Source organism: Vibrio sp. Isolate32 (assembly GCF_022397955.1).
Classification (GTDB): Bacteria; Pseudomonadota; Gammaproteobacteria; order Enterobacterales; family Vibrionaceae; genus Vibrio.
Genome location: NZ_JAKEUQ010000020.1, coordinates 57,361 through 78,857, shown reverse-complemented (window position 1 = coordinate 78,857; position 21,497 = coordinate 57,361). Strand labels below are relative to the sequence as shown.

Here is a 21,497-nt window from a genome sequence, read left to right as displayed (position 1 = left end):
AAGCGATGAAACAAGATATGAACTAAAAAAGCGCCCCGACTTAACAAGTCATGGCGCTTTTGTTTTGATTGAGTCTAGTTACAAGCAGTAAATGTGATTAAAACTCAACGCGGTAAACTGATGTGCTACCACTCACTTCGTTGCCAACCGCAATAAAGTGGTTACCGGAGCGAGTGAAATGCTTGATTGACTCTGGGCCTAGGTCACCCGATTTCGAGTTGTAAGTATCGTTTTCACAATCGCCGTCTTCATCAACCTTAGTGCACACTGGCTGAGTAAAGTCACGATTATTGAGATAACTGATGAAGCTTGCACTCTTAGGCTGCGTTACGTCGTAAACCATGATGCCACCTTGGCGTTCAAGGCCGATAAAGGCATAGTGCTTACCGTTAATCTCAGCCACTTCTATAGCCTCAGGTTCTTCCCCTTTATCATCGCTGCGATCGTCACCACTTTGATTGTTATCATTGGTGCTGTTGAAGTTTGCAGGATCTTGATCAAGAACGATTCGAGCGAAATCATCTCCGCTATCAAACACTAATTCACCTGACTCATTCCAGATAGAGAAAGAGCGGCTACCGAATGCTTGAACCTTTTGGTCAGCAGCAAGCGTGCCTTGTGGCTTAATCACTTTAAGACGTGCAAGTTGCTTATTGTTCTTCAATGCACCAGCCAATGGGTGGCTAGCATCAACATCTAACTTTTTGCCACGCACTTCATCAACATAAGCGATACAAAAGTCTTTCTCTGTGGTGTAGCTTTCGGTGCCTTGATAGTCATCGCCATCCCACTCGAAACCCTTATCATCACATACTTTTTGCGTCGTCTTGATGCCATACTCGCGGCCGTCACCTTCGTTCGCCGTTACGATGTAGGTATTGCCATCGACACTGTAGCTAGTAATGCTGTCTGGCATGTAAAGCCCTTCTAACATCGCATAGCTTTGTAGATTGCCGATATTTTTGTCTTTATTCGACGCATCCAATTGCTCGCTATCCCAAGGTTTACCGCCTAAACCAAGAACCGCATCCACCTCTGCAGTTGCGACATCAATCGCTGCTAGTGCGTTGTTCTCTTGCAAGGCAACGTAGAGTTTGCCGTTTTCAGCAAACGTTAGGTATTCAGGCTCTAGGTCTTGAGCAACGGTCGCATTCGGATCTGAGATTCGAACCTTGTCGGTCAACTCTGCATGGCGAGGCTGACCTTGATTAAATGCCTTAAAATCAATCTGATTTACTTTAGCTCGTAAAGGACCATTGGCTAAATCAACTAGCGTCACTGAACCTTCAGGGTCAATGGTATAGTCCGAATTCGGTTCACCTTCATTTGCTGAAGCAATATAACGACCGTCTTTAGAAAAGCTCACCATGTCTGGTAGTGCGCCCGTCGTGTACGTGGTGATTAGCTCTAAAGTATCTGAGCGATACAGAGCAATAATGCCATTTTGTTGTTTGTTGGCGTTTTCAATCGCGACAGCAACTAATCCTTGATGTGTCGAGATGCTATTTGCCGCTCCGATATTGATACCAGAAGCTAAAGCGGCAGATTGAAGATCAATAGAGCCTTCCGAGTTTGGCGAGCTATCGGCATTCATCGATAGCACGTCAACTTTCTTTGCTTGAGCATTTACGACATACAATTTATCGGTACATGAATCGTAGCTGACAATTTCTGCTGCGGAAGTTGCGAAGGGAGCGTCGGCAATGGAACGGCCAACCAGAGTTAGCCCGGTAACCTCAGCATCACTTGCGATTGGCTGTTGGCTGGATTGGCATTGATGGCTCAAAGCATCAAGTGAGGTTTGAGATAATGTATTAGCCGTAGATGATGTTGACTGAGAACACCCAGCCAGAGCAGAACTCACTGCGATAGGTAGTAATAAAGTCAGCTTATTGATTTTGCGATTCATATATCCTCCATAATTTGAATCGCGATTTTATGAGGCGGTCATGACAGCTATCTTTCTGTTTTATTAATAATAGATGATGACAATAGGTCTACTTCACCCATAACAACAAAGCGTTATGGTGGCGAATTCATTAACAATAAAAAAGCACCCAAGCTGACTGGTGCTTGAGCGCCTTTAGTAAACTGAATGGATGGATTAGAAGTTGTAACCGCCACCGATCATGAATACCCATGGGTCGATATCAACGTCTGTTGAGTATTGGTTACCTGCCGTATCTTTATACTTTGCTGTTGTATCTATATCCGCATACCAAACAGATGCATTTAGGAACCAATCTCCATTGATCATGTAATCCACGCCAATATTTGCTGCAAGTCCCCAAGAGTCATCAAGAGACAAATCACGTAGTTGAGCGTCTTTACCAGTTCCGTTAAATTTTTCATCAAAGAAGAACGTGTAGTTAATACCTGCACCTACATAAGGGCGAATGTCACTGTTTGCTTTACCAAAGTAGTACTGAACCATCAACGTTGGTGGCAGGTGTTTAACATCAGCAATATCACCTAATCCAGATAAGTCAGTAGATACAGTATGTGAAAATGGTGTTGCTGCAAGAATTTCTAAACTAATGTTATCGGAAAACATGTAGCCAAATGTTAGTCCAAGTTGAGTATTTGAATCTACAGATAGCTCGGAACCTGGTGAGTTTAGTACGTCACCACTGCTGTCGTTTGGAGATACCATTGCTGCACCTGCACGGATGATGAAATCACCTTCTTTATGAGCAAGAACATTCGTTGACATAAGAGCCGCAATAACCGCGATACCACATACTGTTTTTTTCATTATTATTTCCTTGAGGGCTTCATTTTATTGGTGAATGAGTAATCATTTCTTATTTTGCGTGCAAGTTATCACAGAATAACCCTACTTTATTGATGGAAATCAATTTGTGAAAGGTTGTGACAATTTATGTAAATTTATATCGACCCGATCACTTTATTCCTTCATTTTATTGACAGCTTTGTAATGCAACTTTCCCGTGCGTCATTTTGTTTAATCCAACCTCATAGACTTGTCCTAACCAGTCTGAATCAAAATAGAGCAAGTCAAGATTCTAAATGCATCAATATGGTGCAATCTCACAGGACTCATCGTCACCTCTCTTAATATTCAATGGGTTACATTTGGCTTAGTGCTTGCAGGACCATTAACATAATCATAAATACATTGAGGTTCTGACTATGCAAGACACTCTAACAATCGTTCTGGCCGGCGGTGTTGGCTCTCGGCTTTCACCCCTCACTGATAACCGCGCAAAACCTGCGGTTCCTTTTGGTGGCAAATATCGAATCATCGATTTCACGCTAGCAAACTGCCTGCACTCTGGGCTTCGCCAAATTCTAGTGCTAACTCAGTACAAGTCTCACTCTTTGCAAAAACACTTACGTGATGGTTGGTCGGTGCTTAACCCCGAGCTAGGCGAATACATCACCAATGTTCCCCCACAGATGCGCACGGGTGACAGTTGGTATAGCGGCACTGCTGACGCGATTTATCAAAATTTATATTTATTGTCGCGCAGTGAAGCCAAGCATGTGGTGGTGTTATCGGGCGACCACATCTATCGCATGGATTACGCACCAATCCTCAAGCAACATAAGCAGAATAAAGCCGACTTAACGGTAGCCTGTATGGAGGTTTCGATTGATGAGGCCAAAGAGTTTGGTGTGATGGAGATAGACGAGTCTCACCAGATTAATAACTTTACCGAAAAACCGCGTTACCCCACGAGCGTACCCGGTAGGCCAACACGAAGTATGGCTTCTATGGGGATTTACATCTTTGATAAAGACCTACTGACACAGGCATTATTGGCAGACGCAGAAGACCTAGATTCGAGCCATGATTTTGGTAAAGACATCATTCCTAAGTTAGTGGAGAACAACAGTGTTTACGCGTACAAGTTTGGTGATGAAGAGGGGCGTGTAACTCAAGATGCCTATTGGAGAGACGTGGGTACCATCGACTCTTATTACCAATCGAACATGGATTTGTTAAAGCCAACTTCGCCAATCGATTTGTATCAACCAGATTGGGCAATTCGCACCTACGAACCCCAACTACCACCAGCACGCACTATTGCTTCGGTAGAGGGAAATCAAGGGATATTCATTAACTCGATGATTGCTAATGGTGTAGTGATAGAGGGAGGCTCTGCGCAAAACTCTATCTTCTTCCCGAAAGTGAAAGTCAGCAATGCCGCGATTGTGATTGATAGTATTCTATTTGAAGATGTTGAGATTGGAAAAAATTGCCGCATACAAAACTGTATCATCGATAAGCACGTTAAAGTGCCAGATGGAACCCAAATCGGCATTGATAGCCTTGCGGATGCGAAACGCTTCCACGTATCAAAACAAGGCGTAATTGTGGTGCCCTCTTCTTACCAATTTGAAGGTTAATCTTTGACATGAGTATAGCTTTTCTTTAAACGAAAAAAGGCAGCGAATTCGCTGTCTTATTATCATTGGAAATAACCTTGACCAAAACCTCAATTTATCCCGTTTTGAAAGGGATTTATAAAAGCAGACTAGAATAAGAATTCGTAAGAATGTTTGGTTGAGGCGATAAAGTCTAAGTCCCATAGGAGGCTTAGAGTAATACTTCAAAGATGAGGGGGTAAACACGTTTGAAATTCACGAAACATAATATGCGTTCAGTGAATCGGACTTTCAAGGGAGTAACGGGAGATTATTTGATAACACTGAAGTTAATCACACATGTGTACTTTCTCTGTTGGTGAATCTATCCGATGTTTGCTACGTTTAAATGACACAGTCATTGGAAAGGTATGATTTATGAAAATAAACGTTCAAACACATCATGTATCAATTAACGACGACTCACGTAAAGACATCGAAGGTAAATTCGAGAAGATATCAAATCATTTTCCATCACTGATTAGCTGCGACATCATCATTACAAAAGAGCACAGCCAACATCAGGTTGAAGTGTTCACCAACTACGAAGGTGTACGTGTAAACGCAAAAGCTACAGATGACGTTATGTATCCAGCCATCGCTTCAGCACTCAAGAAACTTGAAGCAGGCCTAAGTAACCGTAAGGGGCAATTGAAAGCCGACCTACACGAGAAGCCAACAAGTACGAAGCCAGAAATCGCTTCGGACATCATCCAAGAGATGAAATTGGTATAACTCGATAAGTAGTTGAAGCAAAATAACTAATACAAGCTTATTAAGAGTTCCAAAGCCAGCACTCGTTGCTGGCTTTTTCGATCTAAAAGCAAAGCACTTCTAACAAGTGACCTTTGACAGTACTTTGGTTCTAGATAAATTCAAGGACTACATGTCGGCAATTATTCTTTTTTAACATCCGTATAACCAACTGCAAACTTAGGTTCTAGGTTGAACTTTAAGAAGCGCTACATCAGAAACCACCGAGTTCAAAGGTAGCCCCTGTATTGCTCTTAACGCATTCTTAGCAGCATTTTTTCGCTGCTCGAGTTGAGATTCAATAGAATTGTAAGCTGCATGGGGGTTGATTAGTAACCTACCTGCTAACCACGTTTCATTACTTTTCCATGCATCTATCAACTTACCGTTTTGGGGTGGCTCTTGTGGCAATACATCTAGAGCGACAGAACTCAGGCTTTTAGATTCTAAAGCGGAGTAAAAGATATCAATATCTGATACTAACCCTCCTCGTGCAGTGTTAACCAGCGAAGCACCAGTTTTCATCTTACTAATAAAGTTCGAATCTACTATTCCTTGGGTGGATTCATCCAAAGGACAATGAAGGCTTACAATATCACTAGTTTCCAATAGTTCTTCAAGAGATGAACATTTAGAGGTACCAAAAACTTTTTCTGTGCCTTCAGTGATATATGGGTCATAAAACTGGGTTTGATAACCTAGAGCTTTGCATTTGCTTAATGTAAGGTTACCGATTCGCCCCATCCCGATAATACCAACAGTTTGTGACGATGTGCGCTTTATTTCCGGGATAACATTTTCTTGCCACCCTGATGAATAAAATGGAGCAACTGCATTATATCTAGTTACCATACGAGTAGAGTTGACGATCATTGCTATGGCTGTATCTGCCACCTCTTCAGTACAATAGTCCGGGTTGTTACATACCGTGATGCCTCTGGAATTACATGCATTTAAGTCGATTTTGTCGAAACCTACACCGTAACGAATAATAACTTTAAGGTTTGGAAAATCATTTAGGAAACTTTCATCAACTACCTGGTGCCATACCAACAATACTTCCACATTTCTTTCGATAGACGATGTAAGGTGGTCACCTAAAATCTCTCTCTCAATCGTCGGATCCGTGATCCTGTCTGTAATGAATACCTTAGTCATTTATCATTCCCTCTGTTTGCTTATTATTGTATTTCCAAGTTTTGAATAACCATACGCTTAATACCGCTGTTAAGGCTATAAACATTCGAATTGCGAATATCACCATTACATCTGAACCAAACATTAAAAATATTAATGTTTCCTCGATCAGACCGTGAGCAAGCATCAAGAATGTTAGTAAGTATACTTTGTGCTCATTCTTCACAGTGTTCATGTCTTTCAATAAAATGCCCGCTCCGTAGGTCACTCCAAGTAAACCGCCCACGAGGAGACTTGACATGTAGGTGTGTTTTTTAAGGTATGCATTGTAGGTTTTAGACCTTTTGATTAATTCGAACATGCATATTAGAGCTGAAACAAGCACACAAATCTTTACACATAGAATCGCTGCGTTAATAACTGCGTTTTTAAATAAATCAATAAAGCCGTTATATTGAGCTGACATTAGTTCTTGAGTAAACACACCACCAGTAAGCGTCTCTGGTGTGATTAATGAAGCAAACCAAGCTCCTACTATCCCTAGTACTAAGCGTGATAGCCAATGTACATTAACTGGAAAACCTACCTTTTTTAACACTGCAGATTCCATTGGTATGGAATGGCATATTGCTATAAATGTCCCTACGATAGTCCATTCGTAAGGAGTGAGTGAAAGTCCGGCTGCAACAGCAATACCAGCATAAATATTCAAGAAGAAGCTGGCGGCAAAGGCGATAGCGACTTCATGCCTAAGATTAAGTAACTGCGCTATGGGTTCAAATATGAAGCTCGTATATTCGATGACTCCATAGAACTGTAATATCTCACTCAATATAGAAAATGGAATGACAAGCTTTGCGATCACGAAAGATACTTGAAGCGATTGTTTAAAAATCTCATTCATAACCAGCCTCTTATATAAATTTGTAATCAATTATCAACATATCTCTGACGCCGCGCTCGTGTGGCGAATTGCAGAAGATAGGAGAGACATCGTGTTTTACTCGGTTATCATCTACAATGATGGTATCGAACGAATTATTAAGTAGTTTATGTATCAGAGGACTTTTTTCCTCAGGGGTATAAATCCCTGAAATACCACCATTAATGTTCTTTCGCTGTATCAGGTGTTGAGATACGAAATGATGACCATCTCTATGAATGCCTTCTGGGGTAGGTAAACCTAGTTGATTTCCATCAGTAATAACTCTAAAGAGATGTGTGTTGATAACTAACTTTTTACCTTCATATTGGTTTAAAGGGATAAAATCCAAACAATAGTCAACAAGTCCTTTCAAGAACCCACTACACGAGAATTCGTCACAAACATCCTCAAATTGTCTATTCCCCCCCCCATTTAACGGGTTTATGTCTTTTGACTGATAGAAATAGTTTCGCGTGATTTTTTTGAGGTTTTTGGAGTTAAAGCAATACTCAAAGCAGCCAAATCTCCTTTCTCTGTATGTGCCACCATCGCCCATGTACGTATCTAATGGGAGATCATCCCAATATTTTGCTACCTGAGTATCTTTTACTTCATTTGGCACGTGATTGCCTTCAATGATCATGTACCCATTTGATACTAAATCGTTTGTTTTAATTTCCTGATGCATGGATCTAAACCTAGCCTTGGGTTGTCTTCTAAATTGTGAGTTCTTTTTTAATTATTATGTTTTGGTCTTTGAGTAGCGTAGCAATAACGTGATCCCCTTTGCGTAGCAGACCAACACCTGATGGTGTTCCTGTCATAAGGATGTCACCAGAATCAATACCAAATTCTCGGTGCGAGTCTTCAACGATTTGTGCAACAGGGAATATCATTTGATTGATATGTCCTACCTGTTTGATCTCATCATTAATAGCTAACGTAAACTCAATGTCGAGTTGATCAAAAGAACTAACAGGACACTTGTAGTCGATAAAGTTTGTAATTGGGCAGGAACCTCGAAATGATTTTGAGCGTTCCCAGGGATGTCCCTTTGATTTAAGGAGGCTTTGCAGCGATCTTCTTGTTAAGTCTAGACCTAGCCCTAAACCAGATATCGATAGGCTGCTTTCACTTTCTATTTGATCAATTTGGATTGCTAGTTCAAGCTCATAGCTGATTTCTTCATAGCGACAAAGAGTTGCTCCAATCTCTTCAAAACTGGATATGCATGAAGTGGGTTTGATGAACAATATGGGGGTTTCAGGTATGGGGTTATTAAGCTCTTTAGCATGTTCTCTATAGTTCCTTCCTACACAAATTATTTTGTTCATTATTCCCTCTGACTCATAAATCTAGGCAATAATAAGTTATGCCTAGCAAGATACTTTTTGACTAGAATACGTCTAACCCTTTGACTTAGTAAGTATCTATGAGTAATTTAGCGAGGACAAGATGAGTAATCGCAAAGGACTTTTGCACTATGGACACAAATCGACTTTTGCCCCTACTCTCAGAAATGGGAATATTCGTGAACGTTGTTGAGTTAGGTAGTTTTTCTAAGACCGCCGTGAAGCTTGGAGTTTCTCCCTCATCAATCAGCAGATCTGTCACACGGTTAGAAAACGCTCTAGAAATCAAATTATTGAATCGTTCGACCCGGCAAGTGAAATTAAGTACGGATGGAGAAGAGGTGTTTCGCATGTGCTGCGAAATGCTAAACAATGCTAAAGAGGCTGTGTCAGCTGCTAAAGCACGATCTTCCGAGTATACTGGTAGATTAAAGGTGGCGGCGCCTAAAGCGTTATCAAAGCAAGTTTTGACACCAATCATTCTTGCTTTTATGAAAAAATACCCAAATATACAATTGCAACTTACCATTGCTGAAGAATACATCGACCCTATAAATGAAGAAATTGATCTTGTAATTCATATCACTAGCTTACCGGTTGAAGGTTTGGTAGCAACGACGCTTGGCAGTCGAAATAATGTTCTATGTGCTAGCCCTGACTATATAGAAAGGCATGGCACACCGAAGTCACCGACAGATATACATAATCATAACTGTATATGTTTAACGGAAAAACTTTCCGATAGAGTATGGCATTTCTCTAATGGGGTTTGTTCAGAGTCTATTCAGGTCGATGGTAACTTTTCAGTAAATCACAGTGAAATTAGGCGTGAGGCGGTGTTAGAAGGTATGGGAATCTCCATGTTTCCTGATTTTTCGGTGCAAGAGTACATTAAATCCGGTGCAATTGTTCCAATCTTAGGTGAATGGCGAGTTGGGGCCAGCAAGCAACAATTTGTGGTAGCTCAATATATCCAATCAAAGTTTGTCCCCAAACAACTAAAAGTGTTTGTAAACTTCCTAAAAGAAAGAATGATATCGTGTAGTGATTTCTGACTTGGGTCTATTATTGATAAACAATAAGGGCGGAGATGGAAACTTTTACTTTTTATCAGTATTAAAGGCAAAAAACAAGACTGTAACATATGCTGTGTAACTGCCATTTAGTTAACGTGCTTTTCTCACGTTCATCAAAACTCGATAATAAACGAACTCAAAACTGGTGTCTGTTAAGGTCTGTTGATACAAACAAAAAATTGCACAAGCTTTGACTTATGCAATTTCATTTGCGGCATGTCCATCTACTAACCGAGACTCAACGAATTTAAATAATAATCATGCCATCTCGATAAATTAGTGCTGGCGATACGTCTTGACCAAGTAATGCAGGTCCATCGAGATCGACAATTTCTGATTGCACAGCGATTGGCAGCGCTGCACGCACTGCCAATGAAGTGCCAAGCATACAGCCCGACATAAGAGTAAAGCCAAGCCTTTGCGCTTCTTCGGCAAGTGCTAACGCCTCTGTCAGACCACCGGTTTTATCAAGCTTGATGTTAACCATTTCATACTTGCCCAATAGCGATGAAAGCTGCGACGTGGTGTGGCAACTTTCATCAGCACACAATGGGATTGGATGCTTGATGTGTGCCAACGAGGCATCATGCTGTTGCGGCAGAGGCTGTTCTATCATCGCGATATCAAACTCAGCCAATTGATTGAACAGCTCCTCGAGATTCAGCCCTGTCCAAGCTTCATTGGCATCAAGTACAATTTTGACTCCAGGCGCGGCGCCTCGGACTGCACTCACTCGCTCTACCACTTGCTCGCCATCTAGCTTCACTTTTAAGAGTTTTGCACCATTCGCCACATAATCACGAGCTTGTGTTGCCATCGCTTCTGGTGTGCCAATCGAGACCGTCATTGCCGTAACTATTTGAGTAGGTAACTCAAACATACTATTTGGGAACATCTGCGCGTTTTGCTGCGCTTCAAAATCCCAAAGCGCACAATCGACAGCATTACGAGCAGCCCCTCCAGTCAATAAAGACTGAAGATAATCTCTTAATTCAGCTGGCTCAGTCATACCACGTTCAAAGGCCGTTTCAAGACAGCTCGAGGCTTGTTGAATTTGCGCCAATACAGATTCGGATGACTCACCATAACGTGGGTAAGGAGTACACTCACCTTTCGCTTGTTTACCATTGTGCTCAATGTAAACGCGAACAACATGACACTCTGTTCGGCTGCCTCGAGAGATGCGAAAAGGCGTTTGCATCGCGATAGTAATTGGTTCTGCTGTAATCTTCATATATTCACTCGGTTGATGTTCGCTTTAACAAATGGAAACGTAGAAATGATGAAATCGTTAAAGTGAATGTCGAAAATGATCAGTAATAGGTTGTACACCAAATCGCACTGGATCCGTCACTGGCACTTGATAGGCCTCGTTCCATTCTTGGCACAATGTTTCAGCCTCTTCAATGCTAATCGCAGATGTGTTCAGGCAGATACCCACTAGCTTCACATCTGAATTTGTTAATCGTGCGGCTTGTAAATTTGCATCAATAGTTTGCTCTATTGTTGGCAATTTGACGTGCGGTAGGTTACGAATATGTGGTCGCCCTACTTCATGACATAACACTAAAGCATCAGCTTGCGCACCATGCAATAGCCCAAAACTCACGCCTGCAAAAGAAGGATTGAACAAAGAACCCTGCCCTTCAATTATGTCCCATTCGTGGTCAGTAAAATCAGGGCTAATCGCTTCAACTGCGCCAGAGATGAAATCTGCCACCACTGCATCAATCGAAATACCGCTGCCTTCGATCAAGATGCCAGTCTGCCCAGTCGCTTTGAACTGAGCCGACGTTCCCGCCTCTTTTAGCGATTTGTCTATCGCCAGTGCAGAAAACATCTTGCCTACCGAGCAATCAGTTCCGACAGTGAGCAGGCGCTTACCTTTGCGAGGCTTGCCATTACCCACGTTTAGAACACCATCAAAATGGCGTACATCATGAAGCTTAGTCAATCCTCGCTGCTGCATGTCAGCAAGCGGTGAAAATTCACTCAAGCGCTGGTGCATACCCGATGCAATCTCAAATCCCATTTCTGCAGCTGCCAGTATGATTGGTTGCCATGACTCAGGGATCACGCCGCCCGGATTGGCAGTACCAATAACTAACGTTTTCGCTCCCTGCGCTTGTGCCTCTTGCAAGGTCATATCCGTCAAACCAAGAGAAACTGTCTCTTCTGTTAAGCGTAATTGGCCGAGGCAGATTTCAGGGCGCCACTGATGAATACCACGAGCGGTTTTTGCAGCCAATAGGTCAGTAACATCCCCAAGAAAAAGAAGGTAAGGTTGAGCGATAGACATGAGCATTCCTAATTAATAAGTCCTTGTATGGATTTACTCTAATTAAGAAGCTGAGTCTTGCCGAATACCAATTCATGGCGCGCCTATAACATGATGTTATAGGTTGTAAATTGGGCGAGAAATATTAGGTGATAGATAAAGTTAGTCGTTCATTAACAAGAACCTTTCAGTGCTGTAATGAACTGCTTGGCAACAATCGACTGCGGCGTGTGCTCGGCATACAAAGTTGATACTGAGAACGGAATCTCAGGCTGTAGTGACAACACACAAACGGCATCATCATTTTTATACTGTTCTGCCGTCCACGGATCGACAATCGCAAAACCCGCTTGGTGCTTAACCAGCTCCGCCGCAGCGCTGTATCCGCGTACCGATATGGGGTGGTGATAATGCTCATCGCGTGCAATCAAGCTTTGATGGAGCAGCAAACCCAGTGGATCACGACTATCAAGCCCGATGATTGGCAATGGATAATTGATTAAGTCATCAAGGGTTAACTCTGTCGGTAGATGCTCTACGGTGTTAGATGGAACCAGAACCTGAAGGGATTTAGTTAATAGCGTTTCTGACAATATCGCTGGCGGTGCTTCATCTCCAAATGCGATAGCAATATCAAGCTCATGCTTCAATAACCCTGAACACAGTTCGTCGCGATTGGCAGTCAGCAATTCCAAAGAAAGCTCTTGCTCGCGAGACATTTGGGCGATCACCGGTGTCAGCAACTTAGTCGCCAGTATCGGTGGCGCACCAATCCGAAAATGCTGATGGCCTTGCTTCACTTTGTTAGTTAAAGAACGGAATTGCCCCAGTTGTTGGTAGACCTTCTCCGCTTCTGGCAACAAAGTTTTCGCTTCAACTGTTGGCACCAGTTTGCCTTTGACACGCTCAAATAAGCCAAACCCAAGCTGTTGTTCGGTGTGAGCCAAAATACGAGTCACGTTTGGCTGAGATACATGTAAACTACGTGCAGCTCCAGATACAGTTCCAGTCTGCATAATGGCGTAAAAGACTTCCAGCTGTCTTAGGTTCAAATCGATGTCCTTATTGCTTATTCGCGGTACTCTAAATACGTTCCATTAGAGAGTTACACTCTTAATAGCGCTTCAATTCTAGGTTGAAGCACCTCAGCCCAAGCCTGATAGGCTTTGGCATTCAAATGTAAGTCATCACACGAGTATTCATTTGACAGTAGCTTGCTTGGTGACAACACGCCATTCACATCCAAAAACGCGATACCTTGTTGAGCACAGTACTCGCTGATTTTGCTATTGAGCAACTCTACAGAAAGATTCAAGCCTTGCAATTTTGCGCCAACATAAAGCGTCGATTGCACCAAGATTTGAATATCATTCTCTTGCCACACCTTAAGCATATTGATGTAGTTCTGATAGATATGGTCAACATCGTAGCCTTGAGAAAGGTCGTTTATCCCGGCCATAAAGCACACGAGCTTTGGCTTTACGTTCAGCGTGGTATCAATACGGCGCAACATACCCGTCGTCGTATCTCCGGCTAGGCCACGGTTGACCATAGATACATCACGGAAAATATCAGCCCATGGCGCCCACTCAGTAATCGAATCGCCAAACATCACAAGATCGGCTTGAGGTGAAAAATGGCGATGATTGTCAGAAGTCATGATGTAACGACTCATACTATGACCACGCTGTTGGATCTCAGATTGGATGGCGACAGCGTTTAGAATCTCGCTATCTGGCGTTGTGTCATCAAATTGAGCTAGCATCCCTTGGATATGTGGCTTTAAAGGGCTAAGACGAGTGCTCAACTGATGGTGTTCTTTAAGGGAAGATAACCTCTCTAGTAATGTGTACAAAGAGTGGTTTTTACCAACGTCTTGAAATAGCTGATAGAGATCGAGGACAGGGTGTTGCTGTAACGCGGCAAGTAATTGCTTGTCTTCCATGGTGTTATCTAACCCTTCAATTATCTGATGATGATTCAAGATAATATCCGATAAAAGGCAGGATAGATAACACTAGAAGAAGAGATTTATTTTTCTTTGATTACGAGATGGTTACGGTTATCGCGACTTTTCTTAATCAGCTCGTTGCTCTCGTCCATTTCATCTGACTTAGCTAGGCGATCATAAAGCAGCACATTCACGGTTGCAGCTAGATTCATGCAACCAACTGTCGGCACGTACACCACGTGATCTGCTCTATCGGCAACGTCTTGAGTAATAGAGCCATCTTCTGGGCCGAAAATATAAATCGCATTTTCTGGGTGTTTAAAACGTGGCAGTGGCGTAGCACCTTCTGCAAGTTCCACACAAACAATCTTGGTTTCAGGATCAAGGTTATCTAAAAACGACTCGACACCAGTCAGTGGAATTGTGCGCGTTGCACTCTTGGTATCGGTGTGAAACTTAGCGGCTTTTTCGTAGCGTTGCCCTGTATATTTAACTTCGTCGACCTGATAACAACCAGCCGCTCGCATAACAGCACCTACGTTTGTCGGGCTCTTCGGGTTAGTTAAACCAATAGTCACATGGCTTTTGTTCATGAATCTTTCTCACTTAACGAATAGACATAGCTGGGTGCTACAAAGCGCCGCATTCTAACAAAGCAACGTCGAATTCAAAAGCATCGGAACAAACGGCTCTTTTAACCATTAAGTCCCTAGTTACAAGGCTTATCACTTCAAAAACCTAACTGTCATCATATTAATTAAATAAAAAGGTTTTAGGGTAACAATTCAACAACAAGTCCGTTTACATTTCGAAATCACATTAATAAAGTGTTGAAATTGAACAAGATAATCAATCACATAGGAAGTGCCAATGACCCTCACCATCAAAAACCGCCTTTATATTCTCTCTTTTATTCCTTTGCTACTAATGGCAATTAGCATGATGAGTGTGACTTATATGAAGAGCACTGAGCTAACCGCAGAACAAGTAGAATCGACGCGAAGCAATATGATGGCGATGAAAGAAAAGGAACTCAAAGCGTACCTACAAATGGCTAAGTCTTCGATAACCCCTTTCTTAGAAAATGGGTCCACGCTAAAAGAAGCATTACCGACATTAAAAACGCTAGAATATGGAGAGTCTGGTTATATTTTTGGTTACGACTCTAAAGGTGTTCGAGTCGTATTTGGGCAAAACAACGATGGTATTGGTAAAAACTATTACGACCTGCAAGACAAAAAAGGTAACTACCTAATTCGTGACTTGATCAAGAACTCAAAGCTTGGTGAATTCACCACCTACTACTTTCCAAAACTTGGCCAATCCGAAGCCCTACCGAAACTGAGCTACTCGATATTCGTTCCCCAGTGGGACTTGATGCTTGGCACTGGTTTCTATACTGACGACATCGATGCAATAATCGCAGAGATGAAAGAGAGCTCAAATGCTGCACTACAAAGCTCATTGAAGGCCATCGCTATTTTCTGTGGTTTGATAGCCCTGGTGGTCGCTGTGTTTGCAGTTGCAGTCAACCGCACCATCATGCAACCGCTCGAGCAGTTTGATCGTTCAATCAACGCATTCGCGAGTGGCAAAGCCGATTTGACCGCCCGAATGGAAACATTCAAAGCGCCAGAGTTCACTAAACTCAGCGAGAACTTCAATGCCTTTGTGGCAAGCCTTCAAACCATCATTCGCAGTGTCAGCGAGGTAGGTCAGCAAGTTGTGTCTGAAACATCTAGCATGTCTTCTCGCGCAGCTCAAGTTGATGAACTCGCTACAGGGCAACGGGAAGAAACTGAACAAGTCGCTACCGCTATGACAGAGATGACAACAACGGCTCAGGAGATATCAAGCAACGCTAGCCAAGCCGCGGATTCAGCCAAACTCGCAGAAGGTAAGGCCAAAGAAGCTCAGCAAATTGTAAACGCTGCTGCTGATTCAGTAGCTGGTTTAGCTAGTGAGGTATCAGAAGCTAACGCTGTCGTATCTCGTTTAGAAGACGATGTACAGAACATATCCTCTTCACTCGCGGTCATTCAAGACATTGCCGAACAAACCAATCTACTTGCACTGAATGCTGCCATTGAAGCCGCTCGCGCAGGTGAGCAGGGCCGAGGCTTCGCTGTCGTTGCGGATGAAGTTCGCAAGCTTGCAAGCCGAACTCAAGAAAGCACCGGCGACATTCATAAGATGATTGAGCAGCTAAAAGCCGCTTCGGATGCCGCTGTGAAAGCGATGGATTCAAGTCAAAATAGAAGTGCTCAAACTGTCGAAGAAGCGAACGCTGCCGCGGCTGCACTGGCAAAGATCCAAGAGTCAATCGATACCATCATGGATATGAACTCGCTGATTGCGACAGCAACCGAACAACAAAACATTGTCGGCCAAGAAATATCTCAACGTATTGTCGTGATATCAGATCAAAGCTCTCAATCGGCATCGCTAGCCAATCAAAACCGCGATGGTAGCCAAAACCTCAACAACCGCGCCAATGAGCTTTACCACTTGGTGGGTCGCTTCACAGTCTAATGTCGAACAGGTGAACACTACTCAACGTTCAAAACTATCCTCTCTAAAAGTAATCGAGCTTCAGAATCTCTATTCTGAAGCCCGTATTTTTATCGGTGATGCCTTTAGGTCATAAACTAATCTAATTGCTCAGAAAGGAAGTCCACCAGCAGGCGTACCTTAGAAGATAAGTTACGGTTCTGTGGATAAAGTGCCCAGATACCCTCTTTGTCATCACGGTAATCAGATAACACTTCAACCAACTCTCCAGAGTCTAGATCTTCACTCACATAATATTCTGGTAATTGCACTAAACCGATACTTTGCTTGGCCGCATCTAGCAAAGCCAAACCACTATTACACTTGATACGTCCATTGACGCGAACCGAGCGAGGACGACCATTTTCCTTAAAACGCCAGTGCTCAAAGCCACCAACTAAACACTGATGGTTACTCAGCTCAGAGAGTGTGTGTGGTTCGCCGTAACGTTCAATGTATTCCGGGCTTGCACATACGTAGAGCTGTCGTTGAGAAAGCTTCTTTGCCACCAGGCTAGAATCTTCCAATCGACCAAGACGGATCGCGACATCGACACCAGAGTCGATCAAATCGAGCTTTTGGTTGGTCAGCATTAACTCTAGTTCTACTTGGGGGTGGAGCTTTAAAAATTGGTGGAGTATTGGTGCTAGTTGGCGCTCCCCATAGGTGACAGGAGCCGTTACTTTTAGCAATCCTTTCGGTGTCGATTGCATTTGTGTTACCGCCAATTCCGCAATTTCTAAACCCTCAACCAACAGCTTACACTGCTGATAATAGAGCTGTCCTGCTTCTGTTAGCGAAACCTTTCGAGTCGTTCGATTGAGCAGTTTTACCGCGAGACGTTCCTCGAGGTTTGCTACTCTGCGACTGATTTGAGCAACCGATGTAGCAAGCTTCTGCGCAGCACCAGTGAAACTCTCACGCTCTGAGACTGCAACAAACTCACTTACCCCTTCCCAATTGGCCATGCCTTTACCTTGTACTGAACTGTGGATACCCATGCAGTGTATTGAAGTTACCGATTTCTGTCACCTTGCTTGATATGCTTTGTGCATAACTCTCGGTTCACGATGCCTATTGGACTAACTTCTTACATAAGTTCGTTTTGGTCCTAACATTAATCCTATCAACTGTTGTTAAGTTGAAAACTCGAATCACTGGCAGCACACGGTCAGCAACAGATCATGTATCTAAAAAGAAAGCCCGTACTCATTGAATACGGGCTTTTCAGTTTCTAATGAAAAGACCATAGCAAACGATATCGCTCATCTGTATCTTGATGAATTAGTCAAAGGGTAACTTTTCGCCGCTAAGATATTCTCTAATTCAGACTTATTTACGACGGATACACGCAAAGACTGGAGAAGTATCAGAAATAACACCATAATATAGGGCTCTAAAATAAGTAGGTAAGAACATGAAAATTTGTGGTGTTGAAATCAAAGGTAACGATGCAGTCATCTGTCTTCTTTCTCTGTCAGATGGTGTATTTAACATCCCTGATTGCCGAGTTTCTAAGGTTTCTATCAGCGACGCTAACGACACACAGAATATGAAAGACTTTCAATTCTCTTTTGCAAAGTTAATGGAAGATTACCAAGTAGAAAAAGTAGTGATTCGCCAACGCCAAACTAAAGGAAAATTTGCTGGCGGTGGCTTCGGTTTCAAACTAGAAGCAGCGATCCAACTGATCGACGGTCTAAACGTTGAAGTTGTTTCTCCGGCTGACATCAAAGAGAGCCTAAAGCGCAACCCTCTAATGATGAAGTTCAAAGAGACAGGCCTTAAGCAATACCAAGAAGCACCGTTTACAACGGCTTACGCTTGCCTGATGAAGCGCTAATCCAAAGCCGCTAGAAAGTTATTGATAGAGAAAGAGCCTGAATATTAGGCTCTTTTTTGTTTTTAACGGTTTAAAGCCGCTTGTCTTCGGAACCTAACCAATTCAGGCTTCTTCACTACCAGATAAACCGCAGTGGATGACAACGCAAAGCCCATTGCACCATAGACATCGAATGACTCACCAAAAATCAACCAAGCTTGAATTGCAGTAGTCGGCGGAACGAGATAGAACACAGATGCCACACTTGAAGACGCACCGTGCTCCACCATGTACAACAATAATAGGATGGCAACACAAGACAGAACGACCACCAGCCAGATTAGAGTCAACGTGAATTCTACAGTCCAGTTCACTTGCATCGTTTCGTAGCGCATTGCGAACGGTAGAAACAGAGCAGCAGAAGCCAAATATTGGACCATCGCACCGCCGACCATATCGGCCCCCTGACAGAAGCGCTTCTGATACAGAGTGCCACAGGTAATACCCACTAAAGAAACCAAACACAATAATGTTGCCAATCCTTTTTGATCGTCTGACTGCCATTCAATATTGCCCATCAACACCAAACTAATACCCGCAAAACCAAGCGCTAAGCCCAGCCATTGTGCGAAATTAAAACGCTGCGAAGTACAGCTGATCATAATTAATGCGGTGATAATCGGTTGTAAGCCAACAAGTAAAGAACTTAACCCGGCAGGCATACCCATATCAATTGCTAGATAAGTGCCACCAAGGTAGAAACCATGAATAAAGATGCCAACCACACAAGCGTGGAAGAATGCTCGACCACGAGGGATACGACGCTTAAGGATTGCAATCAAAACCAAGAACAGCGCCACGTTGGCTACCATCCTCAGTGAAAGTAATGTTGCGGGTTCGGCGTATTCCACACCAAGACGTGCGCCAACAAAGCCTGACGACCACAATATTACAAACACAAACGGAATCATTTTAATCAGCATTACAAACCTCTGGTCACTCTTCATCAATGCTGTTACCTTAGTTGGGTACAGATAACTAATAAAGATACAGATGCAACAGTTTAAATGGTTACAGATTAGCAATCATGAAATGTGAGAATAGCGTGGAAGCAGAAGTCAGCGGCAACAAATACCTTGCGACCGAACAACATATTAAGGCTCAGATCGATAAAGGACTCTTTCATCCAGACGATCGCCTTCCCTCAATTCGTCAATTAAGCGAACAGCTTGGCGTGAGTAAAAATACCGTGATTCGAGCTTACCAAGAACTGGAAGCGACAGGCTGGGTTTACTCAGTACCTAAATCTGGCTATCGCGTGAAAGCACCCAACACCACCAACTGGGATTCGCCAAACCAACCTCAAAAAGTTGACCTGTTGTCGGTCACCAAGTCTGTACTCTCTCGTCCAAAAGGTCGTCTGAAGTTATTGGCAGGCTCAGCACACCCGAACATCAACAACCCTGCGATTCGTAGCTTGTACGCCGAAATCGGTCGGCATAGCCGTTTGCAAACTCAGCTTCCCGGTTATTACCAACTGCCTCCTGGAGACGAGCAGTTAGTAAAGCAATTGTTAAAGATCACCCATGATCTTGGTGTGCCTGCGGGATCGAAAGAGATTGCGATTACTCATGGAGCTCAACAGGCGATCAGTTTAGCTTTACGTGCACTCACCAAACCGGGTGACATCGTGGCCGTAGAGTCACCGTGTTACTTCGGCAATTTACTTTTACTCGAATCACTTGGTTTGCAAGCCCTAGAAATACCAAGCAGTGTGAGCCACGGAATCGATATTCCATCACTACAGAGTACGTTAGACAAATGGGAAGTGAAGACTCTACTTCTGACGCCAAACTTTACCAATCCAACCGGCTCACGGATGCCATTGGCTAATCGAAAGGCGTTACTGGAGATCACCGGATCTTTACCAATTATCGAAGACGATGTGTTCGGTAGCTTGGCATTCGATACACCAATCGCGAGTCTCAAAGAGCTTGATGATCAAGATAGAGTCATCTACGTCAACTCACTGTCTAAAACCTTAGACTCACGCTTGCGAATCGGTTGGTTGCTGTCCGGGCGCTACCAATCTTTGGTCGAAAAGTACCTTTTATGTGACAACATGGGCAGCTCAAACCTAATGCAATCCGCGGTGGGGCAGTTCCTCACCACAGGTAAATACCGCAGTCACCTTTCCAAAATGAAACGGCTTTACCAAACCAATCAAAAGCAATTCCAAAGCCTTTTAATTCAAGCATTAGATAGCCACCCTCACATTGTCGGACGCTACCACCTCTCAAAACCTAAAGGCTCTTTTTTAAACTGGATAACATTGCCTGAGTCGGTCGACAGCTACGCGGTCTATCAAGACTGTTTAAAGTATAAGTTGGGGATTTTACCCGGTACAGTGTTTGGGACAAATGACCAATATAAACACTGCTTGCGCTTCACTGTCGCTAATATTGAAGAGAGCAAAGAGTGGAAAGAAGGGGTTGTGACATTAGCGAAGATAATCGCTAAATACGCCAATTAGATTACCTTTCTGATTTCTATTCAAGCCAATACAACAAGGCCCCCACTCAACAGAGTGGGGCTTTCATCATTCTCATATATTGGATTACTTAAATGCGATTAATTTCACCAAGCAAATTGTTCGAACACTCGTTCAATTGTCATTCAAGCAACTACCAATATTTAGCATGAGCCAAGCCTTTAACGCAGTTTGATTTTTCACTTGTTACTTTAACTTCACCGCCAGTTAGCGGCCAATGTTATTGGTTGAAGGTAGTGATTTCACCCTGCTCTCAGCACTGGCATTGGTGACCTCTTTCCTTAGCGTATCTATGGCGCTTTACAACCAAAACAAAGATGCGGTGACCAATAACAAAGCGTTGGCTTATGAGTTAACCTTCATCTGACCTTTGGTATTGGCAGAGCTGTTCGCTAGCCAGTTTGTGAGCATGTTAGATAATGCGGGAATGGTATTAGTGTTCTTAGCTATCTGGGGGCCACTCGCGATGGTGGTTAAGGTGCGCCGCTTATCAGGCAGCTATGTCGCAGCCGGTAGCGACACAGCACTGATGGAAACATTTGGTTTTGGCGCTTTAACTTTCGAGTCTTGGTTTATGGGGAAAATTTCGATAGACCAAACTATCTGTTGGTATTTAAACGACAGCAGATACAAAAAGCCCGCTATTCTTAGTTGAATTAGCAATCGCAACTAATTAAAAGTAAAGGCTAACGGGCTTTTTCAATGTCTAA

19 protein-coding genes and 1 pseudogene are annotated in these 21,497 nt (G+C 43.1%); 7 read left to right on the top strand and 13 right to left on the bottom strand.

Features of this window, described 5'->3' with window-relative positions:
• Positions 1-97: 97 nt before the first annotated feature.
• Positions 98-1,909, bottom strand: a complete 1,812-nt coding sequence (locus L1D11_RS15340; RefSeq protein WP_239831945.1) for a choice-of-anchor I family protein — start codon at positions 1,907-1,909, stop codon at positions 98-100.
• A gap of 195 nt (positions 1,910-2,104) precedes the next feature.
• A complete protein-coding gene (gene ompW / locus L1D11_RS15335; RefSeq protein WP_239831944.1) occupies positions 2,105-2,755 on the bottom strand; it encodes an outer membrane protein OmpW in 651 nt (216 codons plus the stop codon).
• Between the two features lie 398 nt (positions 2,756-3,153).
• Here ompW and glgC point away from each other — a divergent pair, with 398 nt between their 5' ends.
• Both glgC and raiA read left to right on the top strand, forming a co-directional pair.
• On the top strand, positions 3,154-4,374 hold the full coding sequence (gene glgC, locus L1D11_RS15330; RefSeq protein ID WP_239831943.1) for a glucose-1-phosphate adenylyltransferase: 1,221 nt from the start codon (positions 3,154-3,156) through the stop codon (positions 4,372-4,374).
• Positions 4,375-4,770: 396 nt separating this feature from the next.
• Positions 4,771-5,127, top strand: coding sequence for a ribosome-associated translation inhibitor RaiA (gene raiA, locus L1D11_RS15325; RefSeq protein WP_048659022.1), 357 nt, complete (start codon positions 4,771-4,773; stop codon positions 5,125-5,127).
• A gap of 198 nt (positions 5,128-5,325) precedes the next feature.
• Here the strand turns inward: raiA and L1D11_RS15320 are convergent, their stop codons facing one another.
• From L1D11_RS15320 to L1D11_RS15305, 4 genes are read right to left on the bottom strand one after another with little or no spacing between them, the layout of a single operon-like run.
• Positions 5,326-6,303 carry a C-terminal binding protein gene (locus L1D11_RS15320; protein ID WP_239831942.1) on the bottom strand — a complete coding sequence of 326 codons (978 nt, stop codon included), beginning with the start codon at positions 6,301-6,303 and terminating at the stop codon, positions 5,326-5,328.
• Positions 6,296-7,186 (bottom strand): hypothetical protein, encoded by an 891-nt coding sequence (locus L1D11_RS15315; protein WP_239831941.1) that lies wholly within the window; start codon positions 7,184-7,186, stop codon positions 6,296-6,298. Before L1D11_RS15315 ends, L1D11_RS15320 begins: the two co-directional genes overlap by 8 nt.
• Before the next feature lie 10 nt (positions 7,187-7,196).
• On the bottom strand, positions 7,197-7,895 hold the full coding sequence (locus L1D11_RS15310; RefSeq protein WP_239831940.1) for a 2OG-Fe dioxygenase family protein: 699 nt from the start codon (positions 7,893-7,895) through the stop codon (positions 7,197-7,199).
• 28 nt (positions 7,896-7,923) lie between these two features.
• A complete protein-coding gene (locus L1D11_RS15305) occupies positions 7,924-8,541 on the bottom strand; it encodes a fumarylacetoacetate hydrolase family protein (protein ID WP_239831939.1) in 618 nt (205 codons plus the stop codon).
• 149 nt (positions 8,542-8,690) lie between these two features.
• On the opposite strand from L1D11_RS15305, the gene L1D11_RS15300 reads away from it, so the two are divergent.
• Positions 8,691-9,614, top strand: coding sequence for a LysR family transcriptional regulator (locus L1D11_RS15300; protein ID WP_239831938.1), 924 nt, complete (start codon positions 8,691-8,693; stop codon positions 9,612-9,614).
• A 268-nt stretch (positions 9,615-9,882) separates the two neighbouring features.
• Here L1D11_RS15300 and dgcA read toward each other — a convergent pair whose 3' ends face one another.
• The 5 genes from dgcA to L1D11_RS15275 all read right to left on the bottom strand — a co-directional run bounded on the left by dgcA (position 9,883) and on the right by L1D11_RS15275 (position 14,457).
• Positions 9,883-10,869, bottom strand: a complete 987-nt coding sequence (gene dgcA / locus L1D11_RS15295) for an N-acetyl-D-Glu racemase DgcA (RefSeq protein WP_239831937.1) — start codon at positions 10,867-10,869, stop codon at positions 9,883-9,885.
• Between the two features lie 57 nt (positions 10,870-10,926).
• Positions 10,927-11,934, bottom strand: a complete 1,008-nt coding sequence (gene dgcN, locus L1D11_RS15290) for an N-acetyltransferase DgcN (RefSeq protein ID WP_239831936.1) — start codon at positions 11,932-11,934, stop codon at positions 10,927-10,929.
• A gap of 152 nt (positions 11,935-12,086) precedes the next feature.
• The gene (locus L1D11_RS15285) at positions 12,087-12,965 is read right to left on the bottom strand and encodes a LysR family transcriptional regulator (RefSeq protein ID WP_239831935.1); all 879 of its coding nucleotides are present in this window, start codon (positions 12,963-12,965) and stop codon (positions 12,087-12,089) included.
• 53 nt (positions 12,966-13,018) lie between these two features.
• Complete coding sequence (locus L1D11_RS15280) at positions 13,019-13,858, bottom strand: SGNH/GDSL hydrolase family protein (protein ID WP_239831959.1); 840 nt, start codon at positions 13,856-13,858, stop codon at positions 13,019-13,021.
• Positions 13,859-13,944: 86 nt separating this feature from the next.
• Positions 13,945-14,457 (bottom strand): RNA methyltransferase, encoded by a 513-nt coding sequence (locus L1D11_RS15275; RefSeq protein ID WP_128163565.1) that lies wholly within the window; start codon positions 14,455-14,457, stop codon positions 13,945-13,947.
• Between the two features lie 277 nt (positions 14,458-14,734).
• On the opposite strand from L1D11_RS15275, the gene L1D11_RS15270 reads away from it, so the two are divergent.
• Positions 14,735-16,396, top strand: a complete 1,662-nt coding sequence (locus tag L1D11_RS15270) for a methyl-accepting chemotaxis protein (RefSeq protein ID WP_239831934.1) — start codon at positions 14,735-14,737, stop codon at positions 16,394-16,396.
• Between the two features lie 116 nt (positions 16,397-16,512).
• Here the strand turns inward: L1D11_RS15270 and L1D11_RS15265 are convergent, their stop codons facing one another.
• Entirely contained in the window at positions 16,513-17,382 is an 870-nt protein-coding gene (locus tag L1D11_RS15265) for a LysR family transcriptional regulator (protein ID WP_239831933.1), read from the bottom strand.
• A gap of 449 nt (positions 17,383-17,831) precedes the next feature.
• On the opposite strand from L1D11_RS15265, the gene L1D11_RS15260 reads away from it, so the two are divergent.
• Positions 17,832-18,257: a DUF3010 family protein gene (locus L1D11_RS15260; protein WP_004741147.1), complete on the top strand. Its 426-nt coding sequence runs from the start codon at positions 17,832-17,834 to the stop codon at positions 18,255-18,257.
• 62 nt (positions 18,258-18,319) lie between these two features.
• Here the strand turns inward: L1D11_RS15260 and L1D11_RS15255 are convergent, their stop codons facing one another.
• Positions 18,320-19,219 (bottom strand): DMT family transporter, encoded by a 900-nt coding sequence (locus L1D11_RS15255; RefSeq protein ID WP_239831932.1) that lies wholly within the window; start codon positions 19,217-19,219, stop codon positions 18,320-18,322.
• 122 nt (positions 19,220-19,341) lie between these two features.
• Here L1D11_RS15255 and L1D11_RS15250 point away from each other — a divergent pair, with 122 nt between their 5' ends.
• Entirely contained in the window at positions 19,342-20,769 is a 1,428-nt protein-coding gene (locus L1D11_RS15250; protein ID WP_239831958.1) for a PLP-dependent aminotransferase family protein, read from the top strand.
• Positions 20,770-20,948: 179 nt separating this feature from the next.
• Positions 20,949-21,367: pseudogene (locus L1D11_RS15245) on the top strand (aromatic amino acid transport family protein); the annotation flags it as partial.
• Positions 21,368-21,497: the final 130 nt, after the last annotated feature.

Excerpts from the sequence above, each read along its gene's own strand:
- L1D11_RS15315 (WP_239831941.1), bottom strand. The coding sequence starts at position 7,186 with ATGAATGAGATTTTTAAACAATCGCTTCAAGTATCTTTCGTGATCGCA.
- L1D11_RS15340 (WP_239831945.1), bottom strand. The coding sequence starts at position 1,909 with ATGAATCGCAAAATCAATAAGCTGACTTTATTACTACCTATCGCAGTG.
- L1D11_RS15255 (WP_239831932.1), bottom strand. The coding sequence starts at position 19,219 with ATGCTGATTAAAATGATTCCGTTTGTGTTTGTAATATTGTGGTCGTCA.
- dgcA (WP_239831937.1), bottom strand. The coding sequence starts at position 10,869 with ATGAAGATTACAGCAGAACCAATTACTATCGCGATGCAAACGCCTTTT.
- dgcN (WP_239831936.1), bottom strand. The coding sequence starts at position 11,934 with ATGTCTATCGCTCAACCTTACCTTCTTTTTCTTGGGGATGTTACTGAC.
- L1D11_RS15280 (WP_239831959.1), bottom strand. The coding sequence starts at position 13,858 with ATGGAAGACAAGCAATTACTTGCCGCGTTACAGCAACACCCTGTCCTC.
- L1D11_RS15305 (WP_239831939.1), bottom strand. The coding sequence starts at position 8,541 with ATGAACAAAATAATTTGTGTAGGAAGGAACTATAGAGAACATGCTAAA.
- glgC (WP_239831943.1), top strand. The coding sequence starts at position 3,154 with ATGCAAGACACTCTAACAATCGTTCTGGCCGGCGGTGTTGGCTCTCGG.
- L1D11_RS15320 (WP_239831942.1), bottom strand. The coding sequence starts at position 6,303 with ATGACTAAGGTATTCATTACAGACAGGATCACGGATCCGACGATTGAG.
- L1D11_RS15270 (WP_239831934.1), top strand. The coding sequence starts at position 14,735 with ATGACCCTCACCATCAAAAACCGCCTTTATATTCTCTCTTTTATTCCT.
- L1D11_RS15310 (WP_239831940.1), bottom strand. The coding sequence starts at position 7,895 with ATGCATCAGGAAATTAAAACAAACGATTTAGTATCAAATGGGTACATG.
- L1D11_RS15265 (WP_239831933.1), bottom strand. The coding sequence starts at position 17,382 with ATGGCCAATTGGGAAGGGGTAAGTGAGTTTGTTGCAGTCTCAGAGCGT.
- L1D11_RS15260 (WP_004741147.1), top strand. The coding sequence starts at position 17,832 with ATGAAAATTTGTGGTGTTGAAATCAAAGGTAACGATGCAGTCATCTGT.
- raiA (WP_048659022.1), top strand. The coding sequence starts at position 4,771 with ATGAAAATAAACGTTCAAACACATCATGTATCAATTAACGACGACTCA.
- L1D11_RS15275 (WP_128163565.1), bottom strand. The coding sequence starts at position 14,457 with ATGAACAAAAGCCATGTGACTATTGGTTTAACTAACCCGAAGAGCCCG.
- ompW (WP_239831944.1), bottom strand. The coding sequence starts at position 2,755 with ATGAAAAAAACAGTATGTGGTATCGCGGTTATTGCGGCTCTTATGTCA.
- L1D11_RS15300 (WP_239831938.1), top strand. The coding sequence starts at position 8,691 with ATGGACACAAATCGACTTTTGCCCCTACTCTCAGAAATGGGAATATTC.